This is a genomic window from Xanthobacter sp. DMC47, assembly GCF_056313845.1.
Genome location: NZ_JBQUZM010000004.1, coordinates 232,490 through 258,325 on the forward strand (window position 1 = coordinate 232,490; position 25,836 = coordinate 258,325).

Here is a 25,836-nt window from a genome sequence, read left to right on the forward strand (position 1 = left end):
GGACTGGTCACGGTTCCTTAATCATTTTGTCATGGGGGCGCGGGCGCAACACCGGGAGGTATCGCCCAACGGCATGCGCGGGCTGGTGGCGAGCGGGAGGAGATGGCGGAAGGCCAAGCCCCCTGCTCCTGCCCCGCCCGCTCCCTGCCCCCTACTCCGCCGCCATCCGCTCGGGCGCTGCCGGATGCGGGGGATGGGCCTTTTCCTCGTGCCGGCCCGAGACGGCGTGATGGACGATGGCGTCCAGCCGGTCGAGATAGAGATAGACCACCGGCGTGATGAAGAGCGTGAGCAGCTGCGACACAAGAAGGCCACCCACCACCGCGACGCCCAAGGGCTGGCGCAGTTCGGAGCCGGCGCCGGCACCGAGCGCGATGGGCAGCACGCCGAAGATGGCGGCGAGCGTGGTCATCATGATCGGCCGGAAACGCAAGAGCGCCGCCTCGCGGATGGCATCCTGCGCCGCCGCCCCGGCGCGCCGCCGCTCCAGCGCCACGTCGATCATCATGATGGCGTTCTTCTTCACGATGCCCACCAGCATGATGATGCCGATGATGGCGATCACCGACAGCTCCATCCCCGCCGCCATGAGCGTCAGGAGCGCACCGATGCCGGCGGAGGGCAGGCCCGAGAGGATGGTGATGGGGTGGATGAAGCTCTCGTAGAGCACGCCCAGGACAATGTAGATCACCACCACAGCGGCGAGGATCAGAAGCGGCTGGTTGGAGAGCGAATCCTGGAACACCTGCGCGGTGCCCTGGAAGCCGGTGACGACGCTGTCCGGCACCCGTGCCTCGGCGGCCGCCGCGTTGATCTCCTCCACCGCCTGGCCCAGCGAGGTGCCGGGCGCGAGGTTGAAGGAGATGGTGACGGAGGGCTGCTGCTGCTGGTGCTGCACCGACAGCGGCCCCACCGTGCGCTTGATGTTCGCCACCGTCTCAAGCGGCACGACATTGCCGGAGGTGGTGCGCAGATAGACGCGGCCGAGGTCGCTCGGGTCGCGCTGGAAGATGGGCTGCACCTCGGCGATGATCGCGAACTGGTTGGTGGGCGTATAGAGCGTTGCGATCTGGCGGGTGCCGAACTGGGTGTAGAGCGCATCCCGCAATTGCTGCTCAGTGATGCCGAGGGCCGCCGCCTTGTCCTTGTCCAGTTCGATGGTGAGCTGGGGGTTGGAGATCTGAAGGTCGGAGGTCACGTCCCTGAGGCCCGGAAGCTGCGCGAGCCGCTGCTCCATTGTCTGGGCGAAGGCATAGAGTGTCCCGGTATCCGGGCTTTGCAGCGTGTACTGGTACTGGCTCTTGGAGGCGACGCCGCCCACGGCGATGTTCTGCACCGCCTGGAAGAAGACGTTGACACCGGGCACCTGCGCGACGCGCTTCCTCAGACCCTGGATCACATCGTTGGCCGATCCCGCGCGCTGCCCTGGGCCGGTCCCCTTGGGCTTGAGAGCGATGAAGAGCCGGCCGGAATTCGTGGTGCGGCTGATGCCCGTGGCCCCGGCGGTGGAGACGATGTAGTCCACGGCCGGATCGGCGCGCACCGCGTCCGCCACCTGCTTCTGGCGTTCGACCATGGCCGCGAACGAGCTGTCGGTCGCCGCCTCCACCGTGCCGGTGATGAAGCCGTTGTCCTCCTGCGGGAAGAAGCCCTTGGGGATGACGATGTAGAGGTAGACCGACAGGCCGATGGTGGCGAACGTCACCATGAGCATGAAGGGCTTGTGCCGCAAGACGAAATCAAGGCTCACGCGATAGGTGTTGAGCCAGGAATCGAACATCCGCTCGGTCACGCGGAAGAACCAGCCGGGCTTCTTCGTGTGGTCCACCGGCTTCATCACGCGGGCGCAAAGCATGGGCGTGAGCGTGAGGGAGACGAAGCCGGACACGAGGATGGCCACCGAGATGGTCATCGCGAACTCGCGAAACACCCGGCCCACCACGCCGCCCATGAACAGCACGGGGATGAACACCGCCACCAGCGACAGCGTCATGGAGATGATGGTGAAGCCGATCTCCCGCGAGCCGCGCAGGGCTGCGCGGAACGGGCTCTCCCCCGCCTCCACGTGGCGATAGATGTTCTCCAGCACGACGATGGCATCGTCCACCACGAAGCCGACGCAGAGCGTGAGCGCCAGCAGCGTCATGTTGTTGATGGAATAGCCGAAGCCCCACATGGCCGCGAAGGTGGCGATGATCGACAGGGGCAGCGCCAGCGAGGGGATGATCGTCGCGCGCACATTGCGCAGGAACAGGAAGATCACCAGCACCACGAGGACGATGGCCTCGAACAGGGTCTTCTGCACGTCGGCCACCGCGTCGCGGACGGAGACCGAGCGGTCGTTGAGCACCTCGATGCCGACCGAGTCCGGGAGCTGGGCGCGGAACTGGGGCAGGCGCGCGCGCACCTCGTCCACCACCTGCACGGTGTTGGCATCCGGCTGGCGGATCACGGCCAGCCCCACCATGCGGCGGTCATTGAACCAGCTGGCGACGCGCTCGTTCTCCACGCCGTCGGAAACGTTGGCGATCTCCTCGAGCCGCACCACCGAGCCGTCGCGGGCCTTCACTACCACCCGGCGAAACTGGGAGGCGTCCGCCTTGGGCGTGCCCATGTCGATGGTCTGCGCCTGCTTCGGGCCGGAGACGATGCCGAGCGGCGTATTGGAGGCGGCCGCCTCGACCGCGCGCTGGATGTCGTCGGCCGAGATATTGCGCGCGCCGGCGGCCGCGGGATCGACGCGGATGCGCACCGCATATTTCTGCGAGCCGAAGACCTGCACCTGCGCCACGCCGGGCAACTGGGAAATCTGCTGGCCGATCAGGGTGTCGGCATATTCGTTCACCGCCGACAGCGGCAGCGTGTCCGAGGAGATGGCGAGCAGGATCACCGGCGCGTCGGCGGGATTCACCTTCCGGAAGCTCGGCGGGGTCGTCATCTCGTCCGGCAGCTGGCGCTGGGCGACGGAGAGGGCGGACTGCACGTCGAGGGCCGCCGCATCGATGCTGCGGTTCAGGTCGAACTGCACCGTGATGGAGGTGGAGCCCTGGGTGGACGAGGAAGTGAGCGAGGAGATGCCGGCGATGGTGGCGAGCTGCCGCTCGATGGGCGTCGCCACCGAGGTCGCCATGGTCTCCGGGCTGGCGCCGGGCAGGCTTGCGGTGATGTTGATGGTGGGGAAGTCCACCCGCGGCAGCGCCGCGACGGGAAGCTGGCGATAGGCGAACAGGCCCGCCACCACGAGCGACAGCATAAGCAGTGTCGTCATCACCGGGCGGCGGATGCACAGTTCGGAGAACATGGCCTCAGCTCCCGGTGGCCGGCGTGGCGGTGCGGGTGCGCACGTTCACGCGGCTGCCCTCGCGCAGGGAGAGCTGGCCATCCGTCACCACCGTCTCTCCGCCGTCGAGCCCCTTCGCGATGACGGTGCGCCCGTCCACCGTTCGGGCGACGGCCACTTGCCGCACATGGGCGATGCCGTCGTCCACGATGAAGACGAACGGGCCGTCCTGCCCGTTCTGAACCGCTTCGCTCGGGACCGCGACCACGTTGTCCTCGATGCGCAGCGTCACCGTCACCGCGCCGAGGGCGCCCGGCCACAGCTTCTCGTCGGCGTTGGGGAAGATGGCGCGGGCGGTGAGGGTTCCCGTCTGCGGCTCGATGGTGTTGTCGATCACCGCCACCGCGCCGCCGGAGATGGTCTCGCCCGTGCCCTGGAAGGTGAAGGACACCTTGGCATCGTTCGCCGCCCGGAGGCCGGCGATGTAGCGCTCGGGCAGGCCGAAGGCGACATAGATGGGCGCGAGCTGGCGTACTGTGGCGAGGGTGTCGTCCACCCGGATCACGGTGCCGGGGCGCACCGCGGAAACGCCGATGCGGCCGGTGGCGGGGGAGCGGATCTCGTAATAGCCGCGCTGCACCTTGAGCGCCGTCAGGTTCGCCTCGTCCTGTGCGACGGTCGCCTTCTGCACGTCGGCGGTGGTGCGGGCATCGTCCACCTGCACCTGCGAGACCGCATTGCGGGTGGCAAGGCCGGCGTAACGCTCCACGTCGCGCAGGTTCTTTTCCAGTTGCACCTTGTCCCGGTTCAGCGTCGCCTCGGCCTGGAGGATCTGTGCGTCGATCACGCGCGGGTCGAGCTGGTACAGGAGGTCGCCCTCCTTCACGGTCGCGCCGTCGGCGAAGCCCACCTTCTCCACGGCGGCGGCGACGCGGGAGCGCACCGGCACCGTGACCATGGATTCCACCGTGCCCAGCGCCTCGACCCGTACCGGCAAAGAGGTGCGCTCCGCCTTGCCGGCGAGCACCGAGACGATGCGCGGCGGCGCCGCCGTCTTCTGACCGCTGGCGGCGAGCCACGGCTTCTTGTCCCACATCCACGCCCCGCCGCCGAGGAGGGCCAGAAACAGGACTGCGAGGACAATCTTGCGGCCGGCCGATCCGCCGTTCTTCGCGCTACCCGGTGCATTCTCGGCTGGCATGAATGTCCTCGAGACTCCCACGGCGTCCAAAACGTTTCGCGCCGCAATGCAACAACAATTGAGCGCGCTGGTCCAATTAAGCTTTTGTCACGCCATTCCGCTATGGAAGCCAAGCCAATGACGCATTCGTGAATGGCCAAGGCTGCGCTTGACTGCCCGCGCTAACTTGACCTTGGGTTAGAACTTGCGAACCAGTCCGGCCAGATGCTCAAGCGCCCGGTCGATGGTCGCGTCATGCTTGGCGAAGCAGAAGCGCACCACACTCTTCACCGCATCCTGCGCATAGAAGGCCGACACCGGGATGGCCGCCACCTTCCGCGTCTTCACGAGATCGAGGCAGAAGGCCTCGTCGTCGAAGGCGTTGGCGTGAGCGGCGAGGTCAATGGAGAGGAAATAGGTCCCGCGCGAGGGCAGCACCTCGAAGCCCAGCCCCTTCAGCCCCGCCGCAAGGCGGTCGCGGGAGCGCTGGAGGCCGGCCCGCATGGTGGTGAAATAGTCGTCCGGCTTGCCGAGGCCGTAGGCCACCGCCGCCTGCAGGTTCGGCGGCGTCGTGAAGGTGAGGAACTGGTGCGCCTTGGACAGCACCTTCATCAAATGCGGCGCGGCGAAGACGAGGCCCACCTTCCAGCCGGTCATGCCGAAGATCTTGCCGGCGGAGGAGATCTTCACCGTGCGGTCGCGCATCCCCGGCAAAGCCATCAGCGGCTCGAACGTGAGCCCGTCGAACACCACGTGCTCCCACACCTCGTCGCACACCGCATAGGCGTTGAAGCGCACGCAATAGTCGGCAAGGAGCTGCATCTGGGCGCGGTCGTAGACGACGCCGGTGGGGTTCTGTGGATTGTTGAACAGCACGAGCTTGGTGCGCTCGGAGAACACCTGGTCGAGCTTTTCCGACGTCATGGCCCAGGAGGGCGGCTCCAGCCGCACGAGGCGGGCAATGCCCCCTGCCCTCTGCACCAGCGGCAAATAGGCGTCGTAGAGCGGCTGGAACAGCACCACCTCGTCGCCTGGCTCGATCAGCGAGAACAGCGCGCCGGCCAACGCCTCGGTGGCACCGGAGGTCACCATGATCTCGGCGTCGGGATCGAGCTCCAGCCCCTGCCAGTGGCGATAATGCGTGGCCGCCGCACGGCGCAGTTCGGGAAGGCCCATCATGGGCGGATACTGGTTCCAGCCGTCTACCACGGCCCGCGCCGCCGCCTCGCGCACGTCCAGCGGACCCGGATCGTCCGGAAAGCCCTGGCCGAGGTTCACCGCCTCATGGGTGCGGGCGAGCGCCGACATCACCTCGAAGATGGTGGTGGGCAGCCCGGCATAGATGGGATTGAGCGGGCGCGGCGTAAAATGCGGATCGGACATGGGAAATTCGCGATGGAAAGGGCGACAAGGGGTCTGGCCCGCGCCCTTTAGACCCTTCAGGCCCCTTCGGAAAGCCCGGTCGACACCGCCGCATCCCCCGGCATCAGCGGCTTGAGCGCCGCCAGCAACGCCTCCGGCGTCACTTGCCCCATAGGCATCAGCACCTTGGCGGCCTCGGTGCGGCGGCCGGGGCGCATCACCAGCACCACCGTCTCGGCCCCGCCGCAGGCCGGATCGCCGCACGAGATCTCGGAGACGGAGACGGTCGCCGCCTCCTCCAGCGACAGGGTGGTGCGCACCAGATCGGCGAGGGCACGCGAGGCGTCGAGGCCGGCTCCCGCCTCGCCGCGGCGGCGCATGAACAGTCGCATCCAGTGGATCTCCTCGTACCGACGACGCCAACCCAAGCCCGGTTTGCCCAGGCCCTGTTTGGCGTGCGCTCGCGGCATGAACATGACGGCGGCGCCCCCTGCCCCCTTCTATTCGTCGTCGTCGTCCTGCTCGGGCGGAAAGCCGAGCAGGCGGCGGGCGCGGGCGATGGAGCGCTTGAGGCGGCCGGCCTGAAGGCGCAGCACCACATAGCTCACCCGCCCGTCCGTCACGGCGCGCACCTCGATCACCGCATGGCCATAGGCGATGCGCATGCCCGGCGCGGGCTTGTCGTCGGAGCGGTCGGCGAAGGCGTCGGCGATGGTGAGGCCAAGTTCGGCGTCCGGCACGGCGAGGCCGTAGAAGCTGGCGAGATCGCCGAGCCGCACCTCGCCCACGAAGGGGAAGGCGGCGCTGTCGTCGAGCGGCGTCGCCTCCTCAGGCCGGAACATGCGGTCGAGCTGGTGGACGCGCTTGGGCGGCGCGAGGAGGTAGCCGTAGTCCCCGGCCTTGAGCGTGCCGGCCGCCTCCGGCGTCAGCGTCTCGTTGGCCCGCACCACCATGACGAGGCGCGCCCACGGGGGCATTTGCACCTGCCCCACCACCGGCGTACCCGCCATGACAGGATAGGCCACCAGCTCCATCTCGGTCTGTCCCGGCAGGTCGATCTCGAAGCGCCGCACGCCGGGATCGGGATCGGACAGGGCCACATCCAGCCGCCGCGCCGCATAGCCCATGGTCCATCCGTGCAGGATCAGCGAGACGACGACCACCGCGAAGGCGACGTTGAAATACACCTCGGCCATGGGCAGGTGCGCCAGCATGGGAATGGTCGCGAGGAAGATGGAGACCGCGCCGCGCAGGCCGGCCCAGGAGACGAACAGCTTCTCCTTCAGCGAGAAATGGAACGGCGCGAGGCAGGCGAACACCGCCGCCGGCCGCCCGATGAGAATGAGAAACGCCGCCACCCCAAGGGCCGGCAGCGCGTACTGCAGGATCTTCTCGGGCGAGACGAGCATGCCCAGCATCACGAACATCACGATCTGGCAGAGCCATGTGATGGTGTCGAGAAACGAGGTGATGGAGGCGATGGCCCGCACCGGGCGGTTTCCAACCACCAGCCCGGCCAGATAGACAGCGAGGAAGCCCGACCCGTGCAGCAGCGAGGTGAGGGCGAACAGCAGTACCGCCACGCCCACCACCATCACCGGATGAAGACCGCCCGGCAGGTCCACGCGGTTGAGCAGCGCCACCAGCGCATAGCCGCCAGCAAGGCCCAGCACCGCGCCCACCACCATCTCGCGCAGCGCGCCGAACACCACCGCAAGGCCGGGGTCGCCCATATGGCTGGTGAGCAGTTCCACCAGCAGCACGGTGAGGAAGACTGCGGCAGGGTCGTTGGTGGCCGATTCGATCTCGATCACCGAGCCCACCCGCCGGCCGAGATGCAGCCCCTGCGCACGGACGAGGAACAGCACCGCGGCAGCGTCGGTGGAGGCGACGATGGCGCCCACCAGCAGCCCCTCCATCCAGCCGAGGCCGAGCAGCGGGGACGCCACCAGCGCCACCAGAGCGGCGGTGAAGGCGACGCCCACCGTCGAAAGGCCCACGGCGGGCAGGATGGCGCCTCGCATCGAGGCGACCCGCATCCTGAGGCCGCCGTCGAACAGGATCACCGCCAGCGCGGCGGAGCCCACCATGTAGGTGGCCCAGTAGTCGTCGAAATGAATGCCGCCCGGCCCTCCCTCGCCGGCCGCAACGCCGACGACCAGGAAGACGAGCAGGATGGGCGCACCGAACCGCGCAGCGAGCAGGCTGGAGAGCGTGCCAACCACGACCAGCGCCGCAACCACGAGGAGTACTATGTTGGAGACGACAACCGATCCCATGTGCCCGAAATGCCTCACCCCCTCGAATCCAGAACGGAACAGTAGCGCGACGTTCGTCTAAGGCGTAAGGTTCCTAGTGTCGCGGTGCCGAATTACCAATTCTGTACTACGGACGGACCGATCCGGGGGCGGAAAGGGACGCGAATGACATCTAGCGGCACCCCCAACGCCTATTTGGTCATGGCGATGGTAAGTGAAGAGGGAAAACTTCTCCTTCAGAGCGAAACCGTCTGCTTCGATCGTGATCTCGCCTTCGCCATGGCGGACGATGACGGTGACCATTGCACCTGGGTCGGCGTCTATGCGCTCGATGCCGACGGGCGGAGCATCCAGAACGGCGCTCTCTATTCCAACGGCTCTCTCCACGGCTCCGGGACATCCAAGCGCGCCTATCGCGCGGACCGCACCGAAACGGGCATGACCGTCTCCTAGACTCCCGAAATCATCCGCCGGAGCGATCCGGAGCCAGCCGCCCGTTGATGAAGGCCACGGCCTCGAACGGCGATGCGACGCGCACGAGGCGCACCCGCCGGCTGCCGCACAGGTCGCAGCGCAGGGACATCCCCTTGCTTTCGGTGGTGTCGTCGATCCTCTCGCCCTCCTCGCCACGCGGGGAGAGGATGGAACGGCGGTGGCATCGGTCGCAGACGGCGCAGATCATAGGGCACCGGTAGCCGGCGATCGCGGTCACATGATGGCCGCATTTGCGGCTCGCCTCACAGCAGGGCGCGCACTTCAAAGAAAAGCCGCACCTGCCGCTCCGCGAAGGCCACATCCTCCGGCCGCCCCGCCTCGGCCGCGCCGATCACCGCCCGGAGGGCGCTGTCCAGCTCCGGGCCCTGCTCGCCCTCGGCGAAGCGATGGAGCAGGACGCGACCGCAATCACCCACCGTCGCCAGCCAAGAGCCGTCGTGGAGCCAGATGGGGCGGAGGAGTTGGATTTCCCAGAAGCGAGCCATGGTGCAGGACTAACGAGGCCGGCGCTTGTTTGTTTCCCGGCTCAGATGGCTTCCAGCACCGCCACCGCGAACCAGCCGCGCGCATCGGTCCACAGCGCCGCCTGACGCCAGCCCGCCGCCTGCGCCATGCCCATGAGGCGGGGCGCCGCGTATTTGTAGGAATTCTCCGTGTGGATGGTCTCGCCGGGAGCGAAGGTGAAACGCGCACCATCGAGGCGCACCGTCTGCGCCGCACGGCTCTCCAGATGCATCTCGATGCGGCTCTCCGCTTCGTTGAAGAGCGCCCGGTGGTGGAATGCTGCGAGGTCGAAGTCGGCGCCCAGTTCCCGGTTCATACGGGTCAGCAGGTTGAGGTTGAAGGCGGCGGTGACGCCCTGCCGGTCGTCATAGGCGGCCTCCAGCACGGCCCGCTCCTTCGGCAGGTCGAAGCCGAGCACCAGCGCCGCCCCTTGTCCCAGTGACTGCCGCGCGTGGGTGAGGAAGGCCTCGGCTTCACGCGGCGTGAAGTTTCCGATGGTCGAGCCCGGGAAAAAGCCGATGCGCCGCCCGCCCTCGCCGAGGTGCGGCAGCTCCAGCGGGCGGGTGAAATCGCCCTCGACCGGCGTCATGGCCACGGCTGGATAGTCCCGCGCCAGCGCGGCCACGGCGGCGCGCATGTGCGGCCCGGAGATGTCGATGGGCACGTAGGCCCCAGGATGCTCCAGCGCATCGAGCAGCAGGCGCACCTTCACGCTCGATCCCGAGCCGAACTCCACCAGACTCGCGCCCGGCCCCGCGATCGCGGCGATGTCGCCGGCATGAGCCTTGAGCACGCCCAGCTCGGTGCGGGTGGGATAGTATTCGGGCAGGCGGCAGATGAGATCGAACAGGCGCGAGCCAGCCTCGTCATAGAAATACTTGGGCGAAAGCTGCTTGGGGCTGGCGGACAGCCCTTCGATCACGTCGGCGCGGAAGGCGGCGCGCTCGGGCGTCTCGTGGCTCTCAGCGGCGCACAGAAGGGTCGAAGCGCGCATCAGGCATCCTCGGCAAGGCGCAGGCCGGCGAAGGCCCAGCGCTGGTGGGGATAGAAGAAATTGCGATAGGTGGCCCGGGCATGGCCCTCGGGCGTGGCGCAGCAGCCGCCGCGCAGCACCATCTGCGACGACATGAACTTGCCGTTGTATTCGCCGAGCGCGCCGGGTGCGGGCCGGTAGCCGGGATAGGCCACGTAGGGGCTCTGGGTCCATTCCCAGACATCGCCGAACATCTGCGCGGGCAGATCGTCAGTGGCGGCCGGAAGCGGGCGCAGCGCGCCGGTGTCGAGGAAGGTGCCGGCGACGGGAAGGCCGCGCGCGGCCACTTCCCACTCCGCTTCCGTGGGCAGTCGCTTGCCGGCCCATCGGGCGAAGGCATCGGCCTCGTAATAGCTCACGTGAACGACCGGGGCCGCGGGATCGAGCGGACCGAGCCCGTTCAGCGTGAACGCCTGCCAGTCGCCCTCATGATGCTCCCAATAGAGCGGCGCCTCATACTCCCCCGCCTTCACCCGCGCCCAGCCGTCCGCCAGCCAAAGGTCCGGCCTGCGATAGCCGCCGTCGGCGAGGAAGGCGAGCCACTCGCGGTTGGTCACGGCGCGGGAGGCGAGACGGAAGGGGCGCAGCAGCACCTCGTGGCGCGGCCCCTCATTGTCGTAGGAGAAGCCCTCCCCGGCATGACCGATCTCGAAGATGCCGCCGGGATAATCGATGAAGGCGAGCGGCCGTGCCTCCCCCGTCGCAGCCGGGCCACCGGGACGATAAGCGGGGCGCAGGGGATTGGCGGCGAACAGGTTCAGGATGTCCATCAGGATCAACTCCTGATGCTGCTGCTCATGGTTGATGCCGATCTCCACAAGCGGCGCGAGCCGGGCGAAGGCCTCCTCGTCCGCGCCGGCCAGAAGATCGGTCATGGCCTGCGTCACATGCCGGCGATAGTCCGCCACCTCCACCACGGTGGGGCGGGTGATGAGGCCGCGCGCGAAGCGGGCGTGGCGAGGGCCGGCGGCCTCGTAATAGGAATTGAACAGAAAGGCGAAATCCGCGTTGGCGACTTTGTAGCCGGGCAAATGCGGCACCAGCAGGAAGGTCTCGAAGAACCACGAGACATGGGCGAGATGCCACTTCGTCGGGCTGCAATCCGGCATGGATTGCACGGTCTGGTCTTCGGGATGGAGGCGCTGCGCCAGGTCTTCGGTTTGCGCGCGCACCTTCAGGAAGCGTGCGATGGCGGCGCTACGGGCGCCTTCACCGCTGGCATCGGAGGAAAAAGGCTGCGTCGCCGCGAGCGGATTCCAGGGCTTGTTCATTCTTCCTCGCTCGACCGGTGCGGACTGAACCGCCTCCCGGATAAACGCCGCAGACGACATGTGGTTTCTACGGGCGTGTTCGCGTTTCGGACGTCCGACGTTACATGCGGCTGAGCACGATCGCGCGAGGCCACTCAAAGACGAGCGTGCGGATCAGAAACCGGCGAGGGCGATCAGGGCATCAATGGAGCGGCGGGACGGACTCCCGGCCCGGAACAGGGCCAGCGTGCGCACGCGCCCCCGGCCGTCCGGAAGGGGCCGCGTCTCCACCTCCCCCGCCCGGCGCCAGCGCTCCACCGCTGCCGCCGGCAGAAGCGTGCGCCCGAGCCCGGCCGCGACGCAGCCCATGATGCCGTCCAGGGTGCCGAGTTCCAGCAACGGCAGTTCGCCGAACGCCTCGGTGAAGCGCGCGCGGTAGCAGCAGCCCGCCCGGAAGACGACGGCCGCCGCCTCCGCCGCCCCGCCGACAGGCACCACCTCCACCAATTCTTCCTCGAACAGCGGCACGCTTTCAAAACGCGCCTCCGCCGCTTCCTCGGCCACGAAGGCGAGATCGATGTCACCCCGCCCGATCGCCGCGACCAGCTCGCCGCTGGTGCCGGTGGTGATGGACAGGCGCAGGTCCGGCAGCTTCGCCCGCGCCGCCTTCAGCAGGGGCGGCAGGCGCACAGCGGCGGTGGTCTCCATGGTGCCGAGGCGCAGCGGCGGGAAAGCCTCGGCTGCCGAACGCAGGCGCTTCTCGGCCTCTTCCGACAGGCGGACGATCCGCGCGCCATAGTCCAGCGCCAGCACCCCCGCCGCCGTGGGCACCATGCGGCCGTCGATGCGCTCCACCAGCTTCTGGCCGAGCCTCTCCTCCAGCTTCCGCAGCCGGGTGGTGACGTTGGACTGAACGCAGCCGAGCCGCCCGGCGGCACGGGTGACGCTTCCCGTGTCGGCCACGGCTTCCAGAAAGCGGAAATCGCGCAAATCCATCATCAGAAGTGAACGATAATATCAGAATGTTTCAATTTCAATGATTGACGGAAGCGCGATAATGGCGGCAACCCCTCGGGAGACAACGCCATGACCGCCGCCACGCCAGATGCTCCCGCTCACGCCGCCGCTCGCTGGCCGGATCGGCGCATCGTTGATCTGTTCGGCATTGAGCACCCCATCCTGCTCGGCCCCATGGCCGGCCCCGGCTCGCCGGAACTTGCCGTCGCCGTGGGGTCGGCCGGCGGCCTCGCCTCCCTGCCCTGCGCCATGTACGCGCCGGACGATCTGAAGGCGGCGGTGGCGAAGATCCGCGCGGGCCTCCCCGGCAAGCCGCTCAACCTCAACTTCTTCTGCCACACCCCGCCGCAGGATGATCCGGCGCGGGCGCTGCGCTGGCGGGCGCGGCTGGCCGATTATTATGTCGAGGCCGGGCTCGACCCCGCTGCGAGCGTCCCCTCCCCCTCCCGCGCGCCGTTCGACGACACCTTCTGCACCGTCGTGGAAGAGGTGCGCCCCGAAGTGGTGAGCTTCCACTTTGGCCTGCCGGCGCCGGACCTTGTGGCGCGGGTGAAGGCGACGGGCGCAAAGATCATCTCCTCCGCCACCACCGTCGCCGAGGCGCGCTGGCTGGAGGACCATGGCTGCGACGCCATCATCGCCATGGGGTTCGAGGCCGGCGGCCATCGCGCCCTCTTCCTCGGCGGCGACTATTCCCAGACGCCCATCGCCTGGCAGGACGTGGCCCGGCAGGTGGGCACCTTCTCCTTGGTGCCGCAGGTGGCGGATGCGGTGAAGGTGCCCGTGATCGCCGCCGGCGGCATCGCCGACGCGCGGGGCATCGTGGCGGCTTTGGCGCTAGGGGCGTCGGCAGTGCAGATCGGCACCGCCTTCCTGTTCTCGCCGGAAGCGAAGGTGCCCGCCGTGCATCGCGCCGCGCTGGAGGCGGCGACCGACGAGAGCACCGCCCTCACGAACATCTTCACCGGCCGCCCAGCGCGCGGCATCATGAACCGCGTCATGCGCGAGATCGGCCCCATCGCGCCGGAGGCCTCGGCCTTCCCCACCTCCGGCGGCGCCCTCGCCCCGCTGCGCGCGAAGGCGGAAGTCGAGGGGCGGGACGATTTCACCAACCTCTGGTGCGGCCAGTCCGCAGCCCTGAGCCCGCGCCTGCCGGCCACGGACCTCACGCACAAGCTAGCCACGGAGGCCTTGGCGCGGCTCGCCTGAGCCGCCACACGGGGACACCACCTCCCGCACCGCAGCGAAACTGGCCTCCCGTTTGCACCTCCTCCATCAGCGTTCCTGTGCGGATGGTTTGGAGGATGCGATGTCGGACGATGCCCTGAGCCCGGTGATCGTGGCCAAGAAGACGATCGAGGCCGAAAACATGGCCTCCTTCGAGCTGGTCCCCGCCGAGGGCGGCGAACTGCCGGCCTTCACCGCCGGCTCCCATGTGGATGTGAGCATCCCCGGCGGCCTGGTGCGGCAGTATTCGCTCATCAACAGCGAGAGCGAGCGCCATCGCTACGTGATCGGCGTGTGGAAGGACGCCAACAGCCGCGGCGGTTCCAAGGCCCTGTTCCAGCAGGTGAACGAGGGCGACCGGCTCGCCGTCGGCACGCCGCGCAACCGCTTCGCCGTGCCGCGCGACACCAAGCGCGCGCTGCTGTTCGCCCGCGGCATCGGCGCGACGCCCATCCTCTCCATCGCCGATCATCTCAAGGCGAAGAACATCCCGTTCGAGTTCCATTACCTCTTCGCGGGCGGCTCGCCGGGCTCGTTCAAGTCCACCATCGAGGCGTCGGCCTTCGCCGCCAACACCACCTTCTATTTCGAGGCCACCGAGCCCCGCCTCAACGCCGCGAACCTGCTCTCGGACCGGCCCGATGACACGCACCTCTTCCTGTGCGGCGTGGACTGGTGGCTCGATCCCATCATCGCCAGCGCCCAGCAGAAGGGTTTCGGCGTCAACCGCATCCATGTGGAGCGCTTCACCGGCAAGGCGCCGCCCCCGCTGCTGGACAAGGTGTTCGACGTGAAGATCGCGTCCACCGGCAAGGTCATCAAGATCCCCGGCGACCGCTCCGTCTCCACCGCCATGGAAGAAGCGGGCGTGAAGATCCCCACCTCCTGCGAGCAGGGCGCCTGCGGCACCTGCAAGGTGAAGGTGCTGGAGGGCGAGGTCGATCATCGCGACAAGCGCCTGAAGCCCGAGGAGAAGGAACAGGGCTGGTTCCTGGCCTGCGTCTCGCGTGCCAAAGGCGACCTGCTGGTGTTGGATTTGTGACAATTCCACTTCGCGCATGCTGCCCCGGAGCGAAGGAAGGATGAGACCCATGGTGACCGAGGAAGATGTCTGGCGCACCGCCTTCATCATCGCCGAGCAATACGGGCCGGAGGGCGTCGCCTTCGCCCACCGCATGGCCGAGAGCTTCGAGATCGGCGGCAAGGTGGAGGAGCATCGCACCTGGGTCTCCATCATGACCAAGGTGGAGGAGCTGGTGCAGGACGAGGACGTCCCCTCCCGGGCCAACTGAAGCCGCAGCCCCCTTCGCGCCGGGCCGACCCGGCGCGAAGCCGCGCCGGTGCTCGGTTTTACCCTGCGCACAATGCCGCTGTGGCCAGCGGCTTGCGCCCCCTTGAAATTGCGGAGCGCCCCGCGTAGGTTCCGCCCTCTCTTCCGGCGCCCCGACGCGCCGGAGCCGTGCAGGTGTAGCTCAGTTGGTTAGAGCGCCGGTCTGTGGAACCGGAGGTCGGTGGTTCGAGCCCACCCACCTGTACCATTGAAGCGTCTCCACGATACGTGACTGATCGCCGGACGGGACGCAGCTGCAAGCTTTTGTCCCCACGGGATAGTGGCTGCCGGTAACAGCCGCGATGCGGGTCGTGCGCGCCCCGCCGCCCCGTTGACCTCGCCGCAGCGAATCCCCTGCCCTCCCTGCTGAGGATCCGAGCAGGAGAACGTGACACTCTCCGGCGACCGGCGGCGCCATTCCGACAGGCCGCGGCCTCAGCCCAATACCGAGAGCACCACCCCCGCCAACCCGCATGCGGCGAGCGTCGGAAGCATTCCGAGCCTCAGCCGGAACATGGCGAGCATGGCCATCGCGGAGAGCGCGGCCGCACGCCAGTCAATCGAGGAGAGCACGGGCAGATCCGGCCCGATGCCGTGCCAGTCCACGCTCACCACCTGCCGGAAGACGACATGGATGGCGAACCACAAGGCGAGGTTCAGGATCACGCCCACCACCGCCGCCGTGATCGCGGACAAGGCCGCCCCGAGCGCGCGGTTGCCGCGCAGGGCCTCCACGTAGGGCGCGCCGAGGAAGATCCAGAAAAAGCACGGCGCGAAGGTCACCCAGAGCGTCAACAGGGCGCCGAGGCACCCCGCCAGCATCGGATTGTGAACGCCGGGCGCACGATAGGCCGCGAGGAAGCCGACGAACTGCAGCACCATGACGAGGGGGCCGGGCGTGGTTTCGGCGAGGCCGAGGCCGTCGAGCATCTCGCCGGGCGCGAGCCAGCCGAAGCCGTCCACCGCGGCCTGCGCCACATAGGCGAGCACCGCATAGGCCCCGCCGAAAGTGACGACCGCCATCAGGCTGAAGAAGGAGCCGATCTGCGTCCACACGCTGTCGCTGCCGAAGGTCGCCCACAGCACAACGACCGGGCCGAGCCACAGGGGCAGCCAGACCGCGATGATGCCGGCCGCCCGCCGCAGCGATGGCTCGGCATGGGCCATTTCCCCACGCTCGAACATCCGGTCCACCACGCCATGGGTATCGGCCTTGGCGCCCGCGTGGCCGGCGCCCTGGAACAGCTCCGGCGCCGCTCGGCTGCCCGCCCATCCGGCGAGGCCGGCGGCGAGGATGATGAGCGGGAACGGGATGTGCAGGACGTAGATGGCCAGAAAGGCGAGGCCGGCAATCGCCACCATGAGGCGATTCTTCAGTGCGCGACGGCTGATCCGCAGCAGCGCTTCCACCACCACCGCCAGCACGGCCGCCTTCACGCCGAGGAAAGCGGCATCGATGAGCGGCACATGGCGGTACAGCGCATAGAGGATGCTGAGCGCCAGCATCACGACGGCGCCGGGCAGCACGAACAGAAGGCCGGCCACCAGCCCGCCCGCGGTTCGGTGCATGAGCCAGCCGATATAGGTGGCGAGCTGCTGCGCCTCGGGGCCGGGCAGGAGCATGCAATAGTTCAGGGCGTGCAGGAACCGCTGCTCGCCGATCCAGCGGCGCTCCTCCACCAGTTCCCGGTGCATGAGCGCGATCTGCCCGGCCGGGCCGCCGAAGCTCAGGCAGCCAATCTTGGCCCAGACTTTCACGGCCTCGCGGAACGTCGGGCGCGCGGGTGCTGCGGCCGGGCCGCTCGTTTCCAGGGTGATGGTCATGGCGCGCCCCTCAGCCCTGCTTCTGCTGGCCCGCAGGCCAGTTATGGGTTTCCTCCACGGCGTCCCGACACCAGCGATAGAAGGCGTCGTAAAGCAGCATGCCGGCGTCGAGCTGCTGCAGGTCGTCCCGATACATGCGGGAGAGGCCGAGGGAGGCCGCGAGGAAGCCTGCCGCCTGGGGGGACAGGTCGAGCCGCGCCGTATCGGCGGCGCGGACGATGACCGCGAGGTGGTCGAGGACGGGGGACCTGAGCCCGAACTCCGCGATCATGGTGTCGAAGGTGCAGCCGTCGCCGCGGTGGCTCCAGAAGGCGCCGTCGATATCGAAGGGCGCGGCGCCGAAGGTCGATGCCACGCTTTCGACCTCGGAGGCACCGACATAGAGGAAGGCCGCGTCGGGATCGATGAAGCGGCGGATCAGCCAGGGGCAGGCGATGCGGTCCACCTTCGGGCGGGCGCGCGTGACCCAGACCGTTCGCCCCGCCGCATCGCGCGGCGGCAGGGCGGCCTCGGAGAAGAGCACGCCGCCGCCGTCCCGCCACGCCGCGAAGCCGCCTTCCAGCGTTTCCGCCGCAACGCCCTGGATCCGAAGCCACGCGGCCACGCCCTGGCTGATCTTGTGGCCCCTCTGGCAGACCACGACGACCGTTCGTCCCGCCAGCGCGGGGCCCCATTCCGCGACGTTCGCATGGGATCGCCGAAGGGCCGCCGGCAGCATTCGCCGGTCGGCGGCGAAGTCGTCGTCGGTGCGCACGTCGATGATGACGGGCGCGGTCGGCAGGCCGACGAGGCGACCGAGCTGCGCCACGGTGATTTCAGTGTTTGAAGGCACGAGCGTCCATCCCTGGGCAGAGGGGAGAAAGGACGCGATTTCAGGCTGGCGCCTCACGGGGCAATCGCGGGAGCCCCTTGGGGACAGATTAGCCAGACCGCTGATCCACGCGCAACCCCGCAGAAGGCTTACGCGCCGTGTCCGTGCCTGTGATGGATGTCCGGGTAGTGCGGATGCCGGTGCATCATCGGCACATGCCGGTGCCAGTGGCTGTGCGGCTCGCCGGAGGGCGTGTCCGCATCGTGGGCGTGCTGGTGGTGCGCGTCGTGGCGGTGGCGGTGCTCGTGCTCCAGCGCCTCGTGGGCGTGCTCATGCTCATGCTGTTCGGAGAGGTGCAGCCAGAGGCCGAGTGCCATCAGCAGGCCCGCGATCAAGAGCTGGGGCGTCAGTGCCTCGCCGAGCAGCGCGATGGCGAGCACCGCGCCCACGAACGGCGCGAGCGAGAAATAGGCGCCGGTGCGCGCGGCACCCAGGTGGCGCAGTGCGAGCACGAACAGGGCGAGGCTGACGCCATAGCCTAAGAAGCCGACCACCGCGGCCGCCCCCACGATCCCCAACGCGGGAAAGGCGGCTCCGTGGCCGAGGGCGATCAAGAGATTGATGGTTCCGGCGATGAGGCCCTTGAGCATGGCGATCTGCACCGGATCGGCGGAGGAGAGCTTCCGGGTGAGGTTGTTGTCGATGCCCCAGCACAGGCACGCGCCCGCGGTCAGCGCGGCTCCGAGGTCGAGCGTCGCCCGGCCCTGCCATGACAGCAGCGCGGCGCCGGCGAGGATGGCGAGCGCGCCCAGAAGGAGGCGTCTGTCCACATTCTCACGGAAGGCGAGCCAGGCAATGGCCATGGTCGCCACGCCTTCCAGATTGAGCAGAAGGGATGCGCTGGCGGCATCGGTCCGGGCGAGGCCGAACATGAGCAGCAAGGGGCCGAGGATGCCGCCCGCGAGAATCACCAGCGCGAGCCATGGCACGTCGATCTTTCGCAGCGGCGCTTCCACCGCCGGCAGCCGAAGCGCGGCCCGGGACAGGTGGACAGCGGCGAGGCCCGCACCTGCCCCGAGATAGAGAAGGCCGGCCATCATCCACGTGTCGACGGCGCCGAGAAGCAGCTTGGCGAGCGGCGTGCTCGCGCCGAACAGCAGGGCGGACAGCAGACCGAAGATGATCCCGACGTTCATGGTTATCTCCCCTTGGGAGCACTTCTATCCGCTGGTGGTATGGGGTGTGAAACGGTGGGTGCCGATACGCCCATTATGCGCACAGATAGATCCTCGGCGGCATGGTCAACGCGAAGGAACGCTTCCCAGCAGCCGTTCGGGTTCAGCCTCGCTATTCCGCCGCATGGGATTCGACATGCCGGCGCACCTCAGGCACCACGGCAGCGTCGCACCATTGGGTGATGCGGGCGGTTTCCACGCCACGATCGGCGTCGTAATGGCTGCGCACCGCCATCAGCGCGATGGCGCGCGCCGCGTCGGCGGATCGCCGAACGAGGCGATCCGCGTCCTCCTGCGGGAGCTGGGCTGCGGCTTCCGTCTTCACGTGATGAGCCAGTCCGTTGACCCCGCCGTCCTTGCCGACCGTCTGGGACAGGGCCGAAGGCGTGAACTGGCCGCAATAGACGGCGAGATTCTGGAGGGTGAAGGCCTGGACCAGATCGCGCTCGCTGTGGCTCTCGCTCGCCTGTGCCGGCGCGAGCACAAGAAGGGCTGCGAGCGCGCCGACGGAACGCAGCATCCACCCTGAGGATGGGACGGCCCTCATTTGGCCGTGCCCCACACCCGCATGCACTGGTCGTAGCGCATGGAGCAATGGGTGATCTCGTGCGGCCGGAATGCGCGGTTGCTGCTGATGCACTCCGATTTGGTCTTCGCGCAGAAGAGGTTGTGCGCGCCGGCGCTGCCGTGCTCGCAGCCGGCGTCCGAGGCGCTTGCCGGCCGCGCGGGTTGGATGCCGTCTGCGAGGGCCGGGCCCACGGCAAGACTGCCGAGAGCCAGGCAGATGAGACTTGTGTAGCGCATGCCTTTCATGGCGTGCCTTTCGTGATGGGTGTAGCGGGAGTGCTGGGGACGGTGGCCGGCCAGCGGGACCGAGCGGCCGTGGCCGGAGGGACGACAGGTCTGCTGCGCCCTTCGGGTGCGGGATGCGCGAGGCCGAGCTGCACGTCACGGAAGTCGTGCTTCGCCCTTTCGCGATAGGTGCTCGGCCGCGGGTCCAGGCCGAGCGCCGGCGACCCGAGGCCGAGCAAGGCGGCGACGGCCGCAGCCGCGCGGCCGAGCCTTCGATGCCGTGCCATCGGTGGGTCCTACGGCGCCGTGAACTTCGCCTGGCCGGACTTCCCCGCCGGCGTTTTGATGAGCAGGGTCACGGTGGCGCCCTTGGCGACCGGCGCGGCCGCCTTCCCGGAGAGGGTCTCGCCGGCGGCAGCGAGCGGCAGCGTCTTGCGTTCGGTCCCGGCCGCAACCATGGCGGAGCCGGTGAAACCGGCGGCGCTGAGAGGCTTGCCCGCCTCGTCGAGGAGATTGAAGGTCACGGCCTCTCCGGCGACGACCAACTCCACATGAACGCCCGCCACGTCCTCCATGGGGCCGCCGTTCGGCCCCTTCTGGGCGCCGTGGGCGTGCTGCGCGAGGGCCGGGCCGGCGGCGAGAAGGCTGAGGGCGACGATCAGGCTCTTGAGCATGGGTTTTTCTCCTTGGGGTCAATGGGATGCCGCCGCCGCGGGTTCGGGCGGGGCGACGGGCTTGGGCTCGCGCCGGAAGAGGACGTAGAGCGCCGGCAGCACGAGCAGGGTGAGAATGGTGGAGGAGACGATGCCGCCGATGACCACGGTGGCGAGCGGCCTCTGCACCTCCGCGCCGGGGCCGGTGGCGATGGCCATGGGCACGAAGCCGAGGGAGGCGACCAGCGCGGTCATCAACACCGGGCGCAGGCGCGTCAGCGCCCCCTCCCGGACGGCGGTGACGATGTCGCGCCCCTCCGCCCGCAGCTTCTGGATGAAGGCGATGATGACGAGGCCGTTCAGCACCGCCACGCCGGACAGGGCGATGAAGCCGATGCCGGCGCTGATGGAGAGCGGCAGTCCGCGCAGGGCCAGGGCCGCGATCCCGCCGGTGAGCGCCAGCGGCACCCCGGAGAACACCAGCGCCGCATCCGCCATCGACCCGAAGCTCATGAACAGCAGCAGGAAGATGAGCAGCAGCGCGATGGGCACCACGATGGCGAGGCGCTGCGTCGCCGACACGAGCTGCTCGAACTGCCCGCCCCAGCCGATCCAGTAGCCCGCAGGCAGCCGGACCTTCTCGGCCACCTGCCGCTGGGCCTCGGAGACGAAGGAGCCGAGATCCCGCTCGCGCACGTTCGCGCTCACCACGATGCGCCGCTTGCCGTCCTCCCGGCTGATCTGGTTGGGCCCCGGCGACACCGAGAGGCTGGCGATGGCCGAGAGCGGCACATAGCGGATCTGCCCCGTGGCGGCCGGCGTCCAGGCGGCGCGCACTGCCCGTTCCGGCGCAGCCGCGGCCGGCGGCAGGGGAATCGGCAGGTCGCGCAGCGCCTCCACGTCCGTGCGCAGGTTCTCCGGCAGACGGACAATGATGTCGAAGCGCCGGTCGCCCTCGAACAGGACACCGGCCTCGCGCCCGCCGACGGCGATCTCGATCAGCTCCTGCACCTCCGCCACGCTCACGCCGTAGCGCGCCATGGCCGGCCGGTTCAGCGCCACGGTGAGCATGGGCAGGCCCGAGACCTGCTCGCTCTTCACGTCGGCGGCGCCGGGGACGGTGCGCATGACGGCCTCCACCTGCCCCGCCACCTGGAGCAGCGTGTCGAGATCGTCGCCGAAGATCTTCACACCCACGTCGGAACGGATGCCCGAGATCAGCTCGTTGAAGCGCAGCTGGATGGGCTGCGACAGCTCGTAATTGCTGCCCGCCACCCGTTCTGCCGCCTTCTCGATGTCCTCCATCACCGCGGTTTTCGGCTTGCCCGGATCCGGCCATTCGGCGCGGGGCTTCAGCATCACGTAGCCGTCGGAGATAGAGGGTGGCATGGGGTCGGTCGCGACCTCCGCCGTTCCGGTGCGGGCGAACACCTCCCGCACCTCCGGCACCCCGAGCAAAGCCTTCTCCAGCGCCTGCTGCATCTCCAGCGATTGGGTCAGGCTGGTGCCGGGCACCCGCAGGGCCTGGATGGCGGCATCGCCCTCGTCGAGGCTCGGGATGAACTCGCCGCCCATGCGGGAGGCGGCGACGCCCGACGCGATCACCAGCACCGCCGCGCCGACGGCCACGAGAGCGCGCAGGTTGATGGCGGCGTCCAGCAGCGGCGTGTACAGGCGCCGCGCCGCGCGCATGATGAAGTTCTCGTGCTCCGAGACCTTGCCCGTGACAAGCAGCGCCACCGCCGCCGGCACGAAGGTCATGGAGAACAGCGCCGCCGCCCCCAGCGCCATCAGCACCGTGATGGCCATGGGCGTGAACATCTTGCCCTCGACCCCGGTGAGGGTGAGCACGGGCAGGTAAACGACGGCGATGATGAGCGTGCCGAACAGGCTCGGCCGGATCACCTCCTTCGAGCCCGCGAGGATGGTCTCGAAGCGCTCCGCGCGCGTCAGCAGGCGGCCGCGCCGGTGCTGCTCCTCTGCGAGAAGGCGCAGGCAGTTCTCGACGATGATGACCGCGCCGTCGATGATGATGCCGAAGTCGATGGCGCCGAGGCTCATGAGATTGGCGCTGACCTTGTTCTCCACCATGCCGGTGATGGTGAGCATCATGGAGAGCGGGATGACGCAGGCCGTCACCAGCGCCGCGCGGAAATTGCCGAGCAGCACGAACAGCACCACGACGACGAAGAGCGCGCCTTCGACGAGGTTCTTCTCCACCGTGGCGATGGTGGCTTCCACGAGATGCGCCCGGTCATAGACGGCGCGCGCGACGACGCCTTCCGGCAGGGAGCGGGAAATCTGCTCCAACCGCGCCGCCACGCGCTGGGCGACGGTGCGGCTGTTCTCTCCGATCAGCAGCATGGTGGTGCCGAGCACCACCTCCTCGCCGTTCAAGGTCGCGGCGCCGGTGCGCAGCTCCCGGCCCTCGCGCACCTCCGAGACGTCGCCGATGCGGATGGGCGTGCCGCCCTTCGAGCCGATGACGATGTCGCGGATGTCGTCGGCGCCGGCCACCTGACCCGGTGTGCGCACCAGATACTGCTCGCCGTTGCGCTCGATATAGCCCGCCCCGACATTGGCATTGTTGGCGGCGAGCGCGGTCATCACGTCCCGGAACGAGATGGAATAGGCCATCAGCCGGGCTGGATCGGGCAGCACGTGGAACTGCCGCTCGTAGCCGCCGATGGTGTTGACCTCCACCACCCCCGGCACGGTGCGCAGCTGGGGCTTGATGATCCAGTCCTGGATCGTGCGCAGCTCGGTGGGGGTGAAGGGCGTGCCGTCCGGCTTCTTCGCCCCGGGCTTGGCCTCGACCGTGTACATGTAGATTTCGCCGAGGCCGGTGGAGATCGGGCCCGGAGCGGTCTCGACGCCTTGCGGGAGCTGGTCCTTCGCCTGCTGGATGCGCTCGTTGACGAGCTGGCGCGCGAAGTAGATGTCCGTCCCGTCGCGGAACACCACGGTGACCTGCGAGAGCCCGTAGCGCGAGAGCGAGCGCGTGTACTGGAGCCCCGGCAGACCGCCCATGGCGGTCTCGATCGGGAAGGTGATGCGCTGCTCCACCTCCAGCGGCGAGAAGCCCGGCGCCTGGGTATTGATCTGCACCTGGACGTTGGTGATGTCCGGCACCGCATCGATGGGGAGGCGGGTGAAGTTCCACGCGCCGAAAGCGCCCACCATCAGGCAGGCGAGAACCACCAGCCAGCGCTGGCGGATGGAGAAGGCGAGGATGGCGTCGATCATCGCGTGCCCTCCCGCCGGAGGAACGGCTCAGTGCTCATGGCTGGCGCTCCCCTTGGCGAGTTCCGCCTTGACCACGAAGCTGTTCCTCGCCGCGTAGACGTCGCCCGGCATGAGGCCGAACACGACCTCGGCGAACGTGCCATCGCGCGCGCCGGTCTCCACGTCGCGGGGCTCGAAGGCGTCGCCGTTGCGCACGAAGACCACCGTGCGCCCCTCGATGGATTGCAGGGCCGAGACGCGCACCGCGAGGTCCACGGGCTGCTCGGCGAGGGTGATGGTGCCGCTGGCGAACAGCCCCGGGCGCAGCCGCAGGCCGTCGTTGGGAATGACCACCCGCGCCAGAGCCGACTGGGTGTCCGCCGAGCCGATGGGCGAGACATAGGAGACCTTGCCGACGATGGGCGACGCACCGTCGTCCGGGTCGATGGCCACCGCGTCGCCCACCCGCACGCGGGCGAAGTCGCGCCGGTAGACGGAGAGATCCACCCACAGGGTGGAGAGGTCCGCGACCACGAAGGACGGCTTCTGCTCGGAGGCGTATTCGCCGAGCGCCACCTGCCTGTCGACCACGGTGCCGGCAATGGGTGCCTTCAGGTCGTAGCTGGTGAGGCTCTGGTTACTCTCGATCACCGCGAGCACGTCGCCCTTCTGCACGGTGTCGCCGATGCGCTTGCGGATCTCGCGGACGATGCCGGGAAAGCGCGGCGTCACCTGGACGAGGGCTTCCTGGTTGGTCTGCACCAGCCCGTTGAGCCGGAGCGTCTGCCGCAGGGTGCCGGGAGCGGCCGTCTCCAAGCCGATGCCGGCGGCAGCGAGCTTGGCGTCGTCCAGCTCCACGGCGCCTTCGCCATGGCTGTCGCCGTGGCCGCCTTCCGCCTTTTCGGCGTGGCTGTCTTCCGCCGCATGGCTGCCGCCCACCGGGGCGGCGCGGTCCGAGAATGTGTAGGCGGCACCCGCTCCGGCCAGCAGGCCGACGAGCAGCATCGCGAGGTCCCGTCGGGCCGAGCGGCTCATTTGGATTTTCCCTTGGCGAAGGCGACGGGGCGGCCGGTGAGGCCTTCGATGGTCGCGAGCGCGGTGTGATAGGTGACGAGCGCGTCGAGTTCGCGCAGGGATGCGTCGGTGAGGGCGGATTGCGCGTCGAGCAGTTCCAGCAGCGTGTAGCGGCCCTGGGCGTAGCCGGTCTCGACCCCTTCATGGGCGCTGCGCGCGCCGGGAATGGTGCTGCCGCGCAGCAGCGCCACTTCGTCGAAGGCGGCCTTCAATTGGTCGTGGGCGCGCCCGAGCTGGGACACCAGCGCGCTGCGGGCGATCTGCTCCTCCGCCTCCGCCCTGAGGAGGGATTCCCGCGCCTCGCTGATACCGCCCTCGTTGCGGTCGAACAGCGGGATGGGCACCGACAGGGTGAAGATCATCCCGCTGTCGGCGGTCTCGTTATAGTGCCGGTAGCCGACGCCGAGTGTGACGTCCGGCACCGCCTTCGCCTGGGCGGAGCGCAGCTCGGCGCGCCGATGGGCCTGAAGGGCGGTGAAGCGGGTGAGCTGCGGGTTGCCCTGAGCGGACTTCAGCAGCTGCGGCAGCAGCGGCGGGGGCGCCACCCGCACCAGATTGCCCGTGGCGCGGGAGAAGTTCGCGGCGCCGAGGCCCATGAGGAGCGCCAGCTCCCGCCGGGCCGTGCCGAGGGCCGCCTTTGCGCGGTCCAGCTCCACCCGCGCGAAATCGGCCGCCACCCGGGCGCGGGAGATTTCGGACGGCGAGGATGCGCCCGCTTCCACCCGTTGCTGGAGAAGGGGCGAGAGCCGGCCGATGGCTTCGGCCTGGGCCTGGAGGATGTTGACCCGCTGCTGCGCCCCGAGGACGCCGGTGAAGGCGGCCGTCGTTTCCGCCAGCACCTGCAGGCGGATGGCCTCGCGCTCCCACCGGGCGACGCCGACGCCGGCGCCGGAGGCCCCCATGCGGGCCTCCCGCTTGCCGCCCAGCTCGACCAGCTGGCTGATCTGAAGCGTCTGCTCGGCAAGGTCCAGCCCCTGGTAGGGCCCTGAGCCGAACGCGTTGTCCACCTCCAGTGAGAGGTTTGGATTCGGCAGCGCCGCGGCTTGCCGGTCGCGGCCGGCAGCCATGCCGATGTCTCGCTCGGCGGCGGTCAGCCGTGGATTGGCCGCGAGCGCGCTCGCGAGGGCACTGGTAAGGGTCAGCGGGCGTTGGGTCTCCGCGCGGCCGGGCAGAGCGGAAAGCAGCGCGAATGCTGCCCCGAGCGCGAGCGCGAGAGCCTGCCCGTTTGCACGGGGCGGCATGATCTGATCCGGAGTCTGATTGCGATGGGCCGATGCAGGGCATCG

General features: G+C 68.8%; 23 protein-coding genes and 1 tRNA gene. 5 read left to right on the top strand and 19 right to left on the bottom strand.

Translation table 11 applies throughout. The features are described 5' to 3' along the window. Positions 1 to 151: 151 nt before the first annotated feature. The 5 genes from ACT54R_RS12870 to ACT54R_RS12890 form a co-directional block, all read right to left on the bottom strand. Positions 152 to 3,301: an efflux RND transporter permease subunit gene (locus ACT54R_RS12870; protein WP_476326848.1), complete on the bottom strand. Its 3,150-nt coding sequence runs from the start codon at positions 3,299 to 3,301 to the stop codon at positions 152 to 154. Between the two features lie 4 nt (positions 3,302 to 3,305). Next, positions 3,306 to 4,481, bottom strand: coding sequence for an efflux RND transporter periplasmic adaptor subunit (locus tag ACT54R_RS12875; protein ID WP_476326850.1), 1,176 nt, complete (start codon positions 4,479 to 4,481; stop codon positions 3,306 to 3,308). Positions 4,482 to 4,658: 177 nt separating this feature from the next. Continuing rightward, positions 4,659 to 5,843: an aminotransferase gene (locus ACT54R_RS12880; RefSeq protein WP_476326852.1), complete on the bottom strand. Its 1,185-nt coding sequence runs from the start codon at positions 5,841 to 5,843 to the stop codon at positions 4,659 to 4,661. A 56-nt stretch (positions 5,844 to 5,899) separates the two neighbouring features. Next, positions 5,900 to 6,214, bottom strand: a complete 315-nt coding sequence (locus tag ACT54R_RS12885; protein ID WP_168456801.1) for a hypothetical protein — start codon at positions 6,212 to 6,214, stop codon at positions 5,900 to 5,902. A 108-nt stretch (positions 6,215 to 6,322) separates the two neighbouring features. Further along, complete coding sequence (locus ACT54R_RS12890; RefSeq protein ID WP_168456800.1) at positions 6,323 to 8,101, bottom strand: potassium/proton antiporter; 1,779 nt, start codon at positions 8,099 to 8,101, stop codon at positions 6,323 to 6,325. 144 nt (positions 8,102 to 8,245) lie between these two features. Here ACT54R_RS12890 and ACT54R_RS12895 point away from each other — a divergent pair, with 144 nt between their 5' ends. Further along, positions 8,246 to 8,533: a hypothetical protein gene (locus ACT54R_RS12895; RefSeq protein WP_168456799.1), complete on the top strand. Its 288-nt coding sequence runs from the start codon at positions 8,246 to 8,248 to the stop codon at positions 8,531 to 8,533. Between the two features lie 10 nt (positions 8,534 to 8,543). On the opposite strand, the gene ACT54R_RS12900 is transcribed toward ACT54R_RS12895, so the two are convergent. The 5 genes from ACT54R_RS12900 to ACT54R_RS12920 form a co-directional block, all read right to left on the bottom strand. Then, entirely contained in the window at positions 8,544 to 8,792 is a 249-nt protein-coding gene (locus ACT54R_RS12900; RefSeq protein WP_476326855.1) for a hypothetical protein, read from the bottom strand. Between the two features lie 25 nt (positions 8,793 to 8,817). Next, complete coding sequence (locus tag ACT54R_RS12905; RefSeq protein WP_476326857.1) at positions 8,818 to 9,060, bottom strand: hypothetical protein; 243 nt, start codon at positions 9,058 to 9,060, stop codon at positions 8,818 to 8,820. A gap of 41 nt (positions 9,061 to 9,101) precedes the next feature. Continuing rightward, on the bottom strand, positions 9,102 to 10,073 hold the full coding sequence (gene egtD / locus ACT54R_RS12910) for an L-histidine N(alpha)-methyltransferase (protein ID WP_476326859.1): 972 nt from the start codon (positions 10,071 to 10,073) through the stop codon (positions 9,102 to 9,104). After that, positions 10,073 to 11,383, bottom strand: a complete 1,311-nt coding sequence (gene egtB / locus ACT54R_RS12915; RefSeq protein WP_476326861.1) for an ergothioneine biosynthesis protein EgtB — start codon at positions 11,381 to 11,383, stop codon at positions 10,073 to 10,075. The genes egtD and egtB overlap by 1 nt, the downstream gene beginning before the upstream one ends. 153 nt (positions 11,384 to 11,536) lie before the next feature. Further along, a complete protein-coding gene (locus ACT54R_RS12920) occupies positions 11,537 to 12,361 on the bottom strand; it encodes a LysR family transcriptional regulator (protein WP_476326863.1) in 825 nt (274 codons plus the stop codon). An 87-nt stretch (positions 12,362 to 12,448) separates the two neighbouring features. Here ACT54R_RS12920 and ACT54R_RS12925 point away from each other — a divergent pair, with 87 nt between their 5' ends. The 4 genes from ACT54R_RS12925 to ACT54R_RS12940 all read left to right on the top strand — a co-directional run bounded on the left by ACT54R_RS12925 (position 12,449) and on the right by ACT54R_RS12940 (position 15,144). After that, positions 12,449 to 13,588, top strand: coding sequence for an NAD(P)H-dependent flavin oxidoreductase (locus ACT54R_RS12925; RefSeq protein WP_476326865.1), 1,140 nt, complete (start codon positions 12,449 to 12,451; stop codon positions 13,586 to 13,588). 100 nt (positions 13,589 to 13,688) lie between these two features. Then, positions 13,689 to 14,648 (top strand): PDR/VanB family oxidoreductase, encoded by a 960-nt coding sequence (locus ACT54R_RS12930; RefSeq protein ID WP_476326867.1) that lies wholly within the window; start codon positions 13,689 to 13,691, stop codon positions 14,646 to 14,648. Positions 14,649 to 14,697: 49 nt separating this feature from the next. Continuing rightward, positions 14,698 to 14,898 (top strand): hypothetical protein, encoded by a 201-nt coding sequence (locus ACT54R_RS12935; RefSeq protein WP_168456792.1) that lies wholly within the window; start codon positions 14,698 to 14,700, stop codon positions 14,896 to 14,898. A 169-nt stretch (positions 14,899 to 15,067) separates the two neighbouring features. Then, positions 15,068 to 15,144, top strand: a tRNA-His gene (locus ACT54R_RS12940). Positions 15,145 to 15,371: 227 nt separating this feature from the next. Here the strand turns inward: ACT54R_RS12940 and chrA are convergent. The 9 genes from chrA to ACT54R_RS12985 all read right to left on the bottom strand — a co-directional run bounded on the left by chrA (position 15,372) and on the right by ACT54R_RS12985 (position 25,791). Then, positions 15,372 to 16,760: a chromate efflux transporter gene (chrA, locus tag ACT54R_RS12945; protein ID WP_476326869.1), complete on the bottom strand. Its 1,389-nt coding sequence runs from the start codon at positions 16,758 to 16,760 to the stop codon at positions 15,372 to 15,374. Positions 16,761 to 16,770: 10 nt separating this feature from the next. After that, entirely contained in the window at positions 16,771 to 17,592 is an 822-nt protein-coding gene (locus tag ACT54R_RS12950; protein ID WP_476326871.1) for a chromate resistance protein ChrB domain-containing protein, read from the bottom strand. Between the two features lie 128 nt (positions 17,593 to 17,720). Next, positions 17,721 to 18,767, bottom strand: coding sequence for a DMT family transporter (locus tag ACT54R_RS12955; RefSeq protein ID WP_476326873.1), 1,047 nt, complete (start codon positions 18,765 to 18,767; stop codon positions 17,721 to 17,723). 151 nt (positions 18,768 to 18,918) lie between these two features. Further along, on the bottom strand, positions 18,919 to 19,326 hold the full coding sequence (locus ACT54R_RS12960; RefSeq protein ID WP_476326875.1) for a hypothetical protein: 408 nt from the start codon (positions 19,324 to 19,326) through the stop codon (positions 18,919 to 18,921). A gap of 23 nt (positions 19,327 to 19,349) precedes the next feature. After that, the gene (locus ACT54R_RS12965) at positions 19,350 to 19,619 is read right to left on the bottom strand and encodes a hypothetical protein (protein ID WP_476326877.1); all 270 of its coding nucleotides are present in this window, start codon (positions 19,617 to 19,619) and stop codon (positions 19,350 to 19,352) included. 275 nt (positions 19,620 to 19,894) lie between these two features. Continuing rightward, entirely contained in the window at positions 19,895 to 20,272 is a 378-nt protein-coding gene (locus tag ACT54R_RS12970) for a hypothetical protein (protein WP_476326879.1), read from the bottom strand. Between the two features lie 18 nt (positions 20,273 to 20,290). Beyond that, positions 20,291 to 23,497, bottom strand: a complete 3,207-nt coding sequence (locus tag ACT54R_RS12975; RefSeq protein ID WP_476326881.1) for an efflux RND transporter permease subunit — start codon at positions 23,495 to 23,497, stop codon at positions 20,291 to 20,293. A 27-nt stretch (positions 23,498 to 23,524) separates the two neighbouring features. Then, the gene (gene ihpB, locus ACT54R_RS12980; protein WP_476326883.1) at positions 23,525 to 24,511 is read right to left on the bottom strand and encodes a divalent metal ion exporter adaptor subunit IhpB; all 987 of its coding nucleotides are present in this window, start codon (positions 24,509 to 24,511) and stop codon (positions 23,525 to 23,527) included. After that, on the bottom strand, positions 24,508 to 25,791 hold the full coding sequence (locus ACT54R_RS12985; protein WP_476326885.1) for a TolC family protein: 1,284 nt from the start codon (positions 25,789 to 25,791) through the stop codon (positions 24,508 to 24,510). The genes ihpB and ACT54R_RS12985 overlap by 4 nt, the downstream gene beginning before the upstream one ends. Positions 25,792 to 25,836 lie beyond the last annotated feature (45 nt).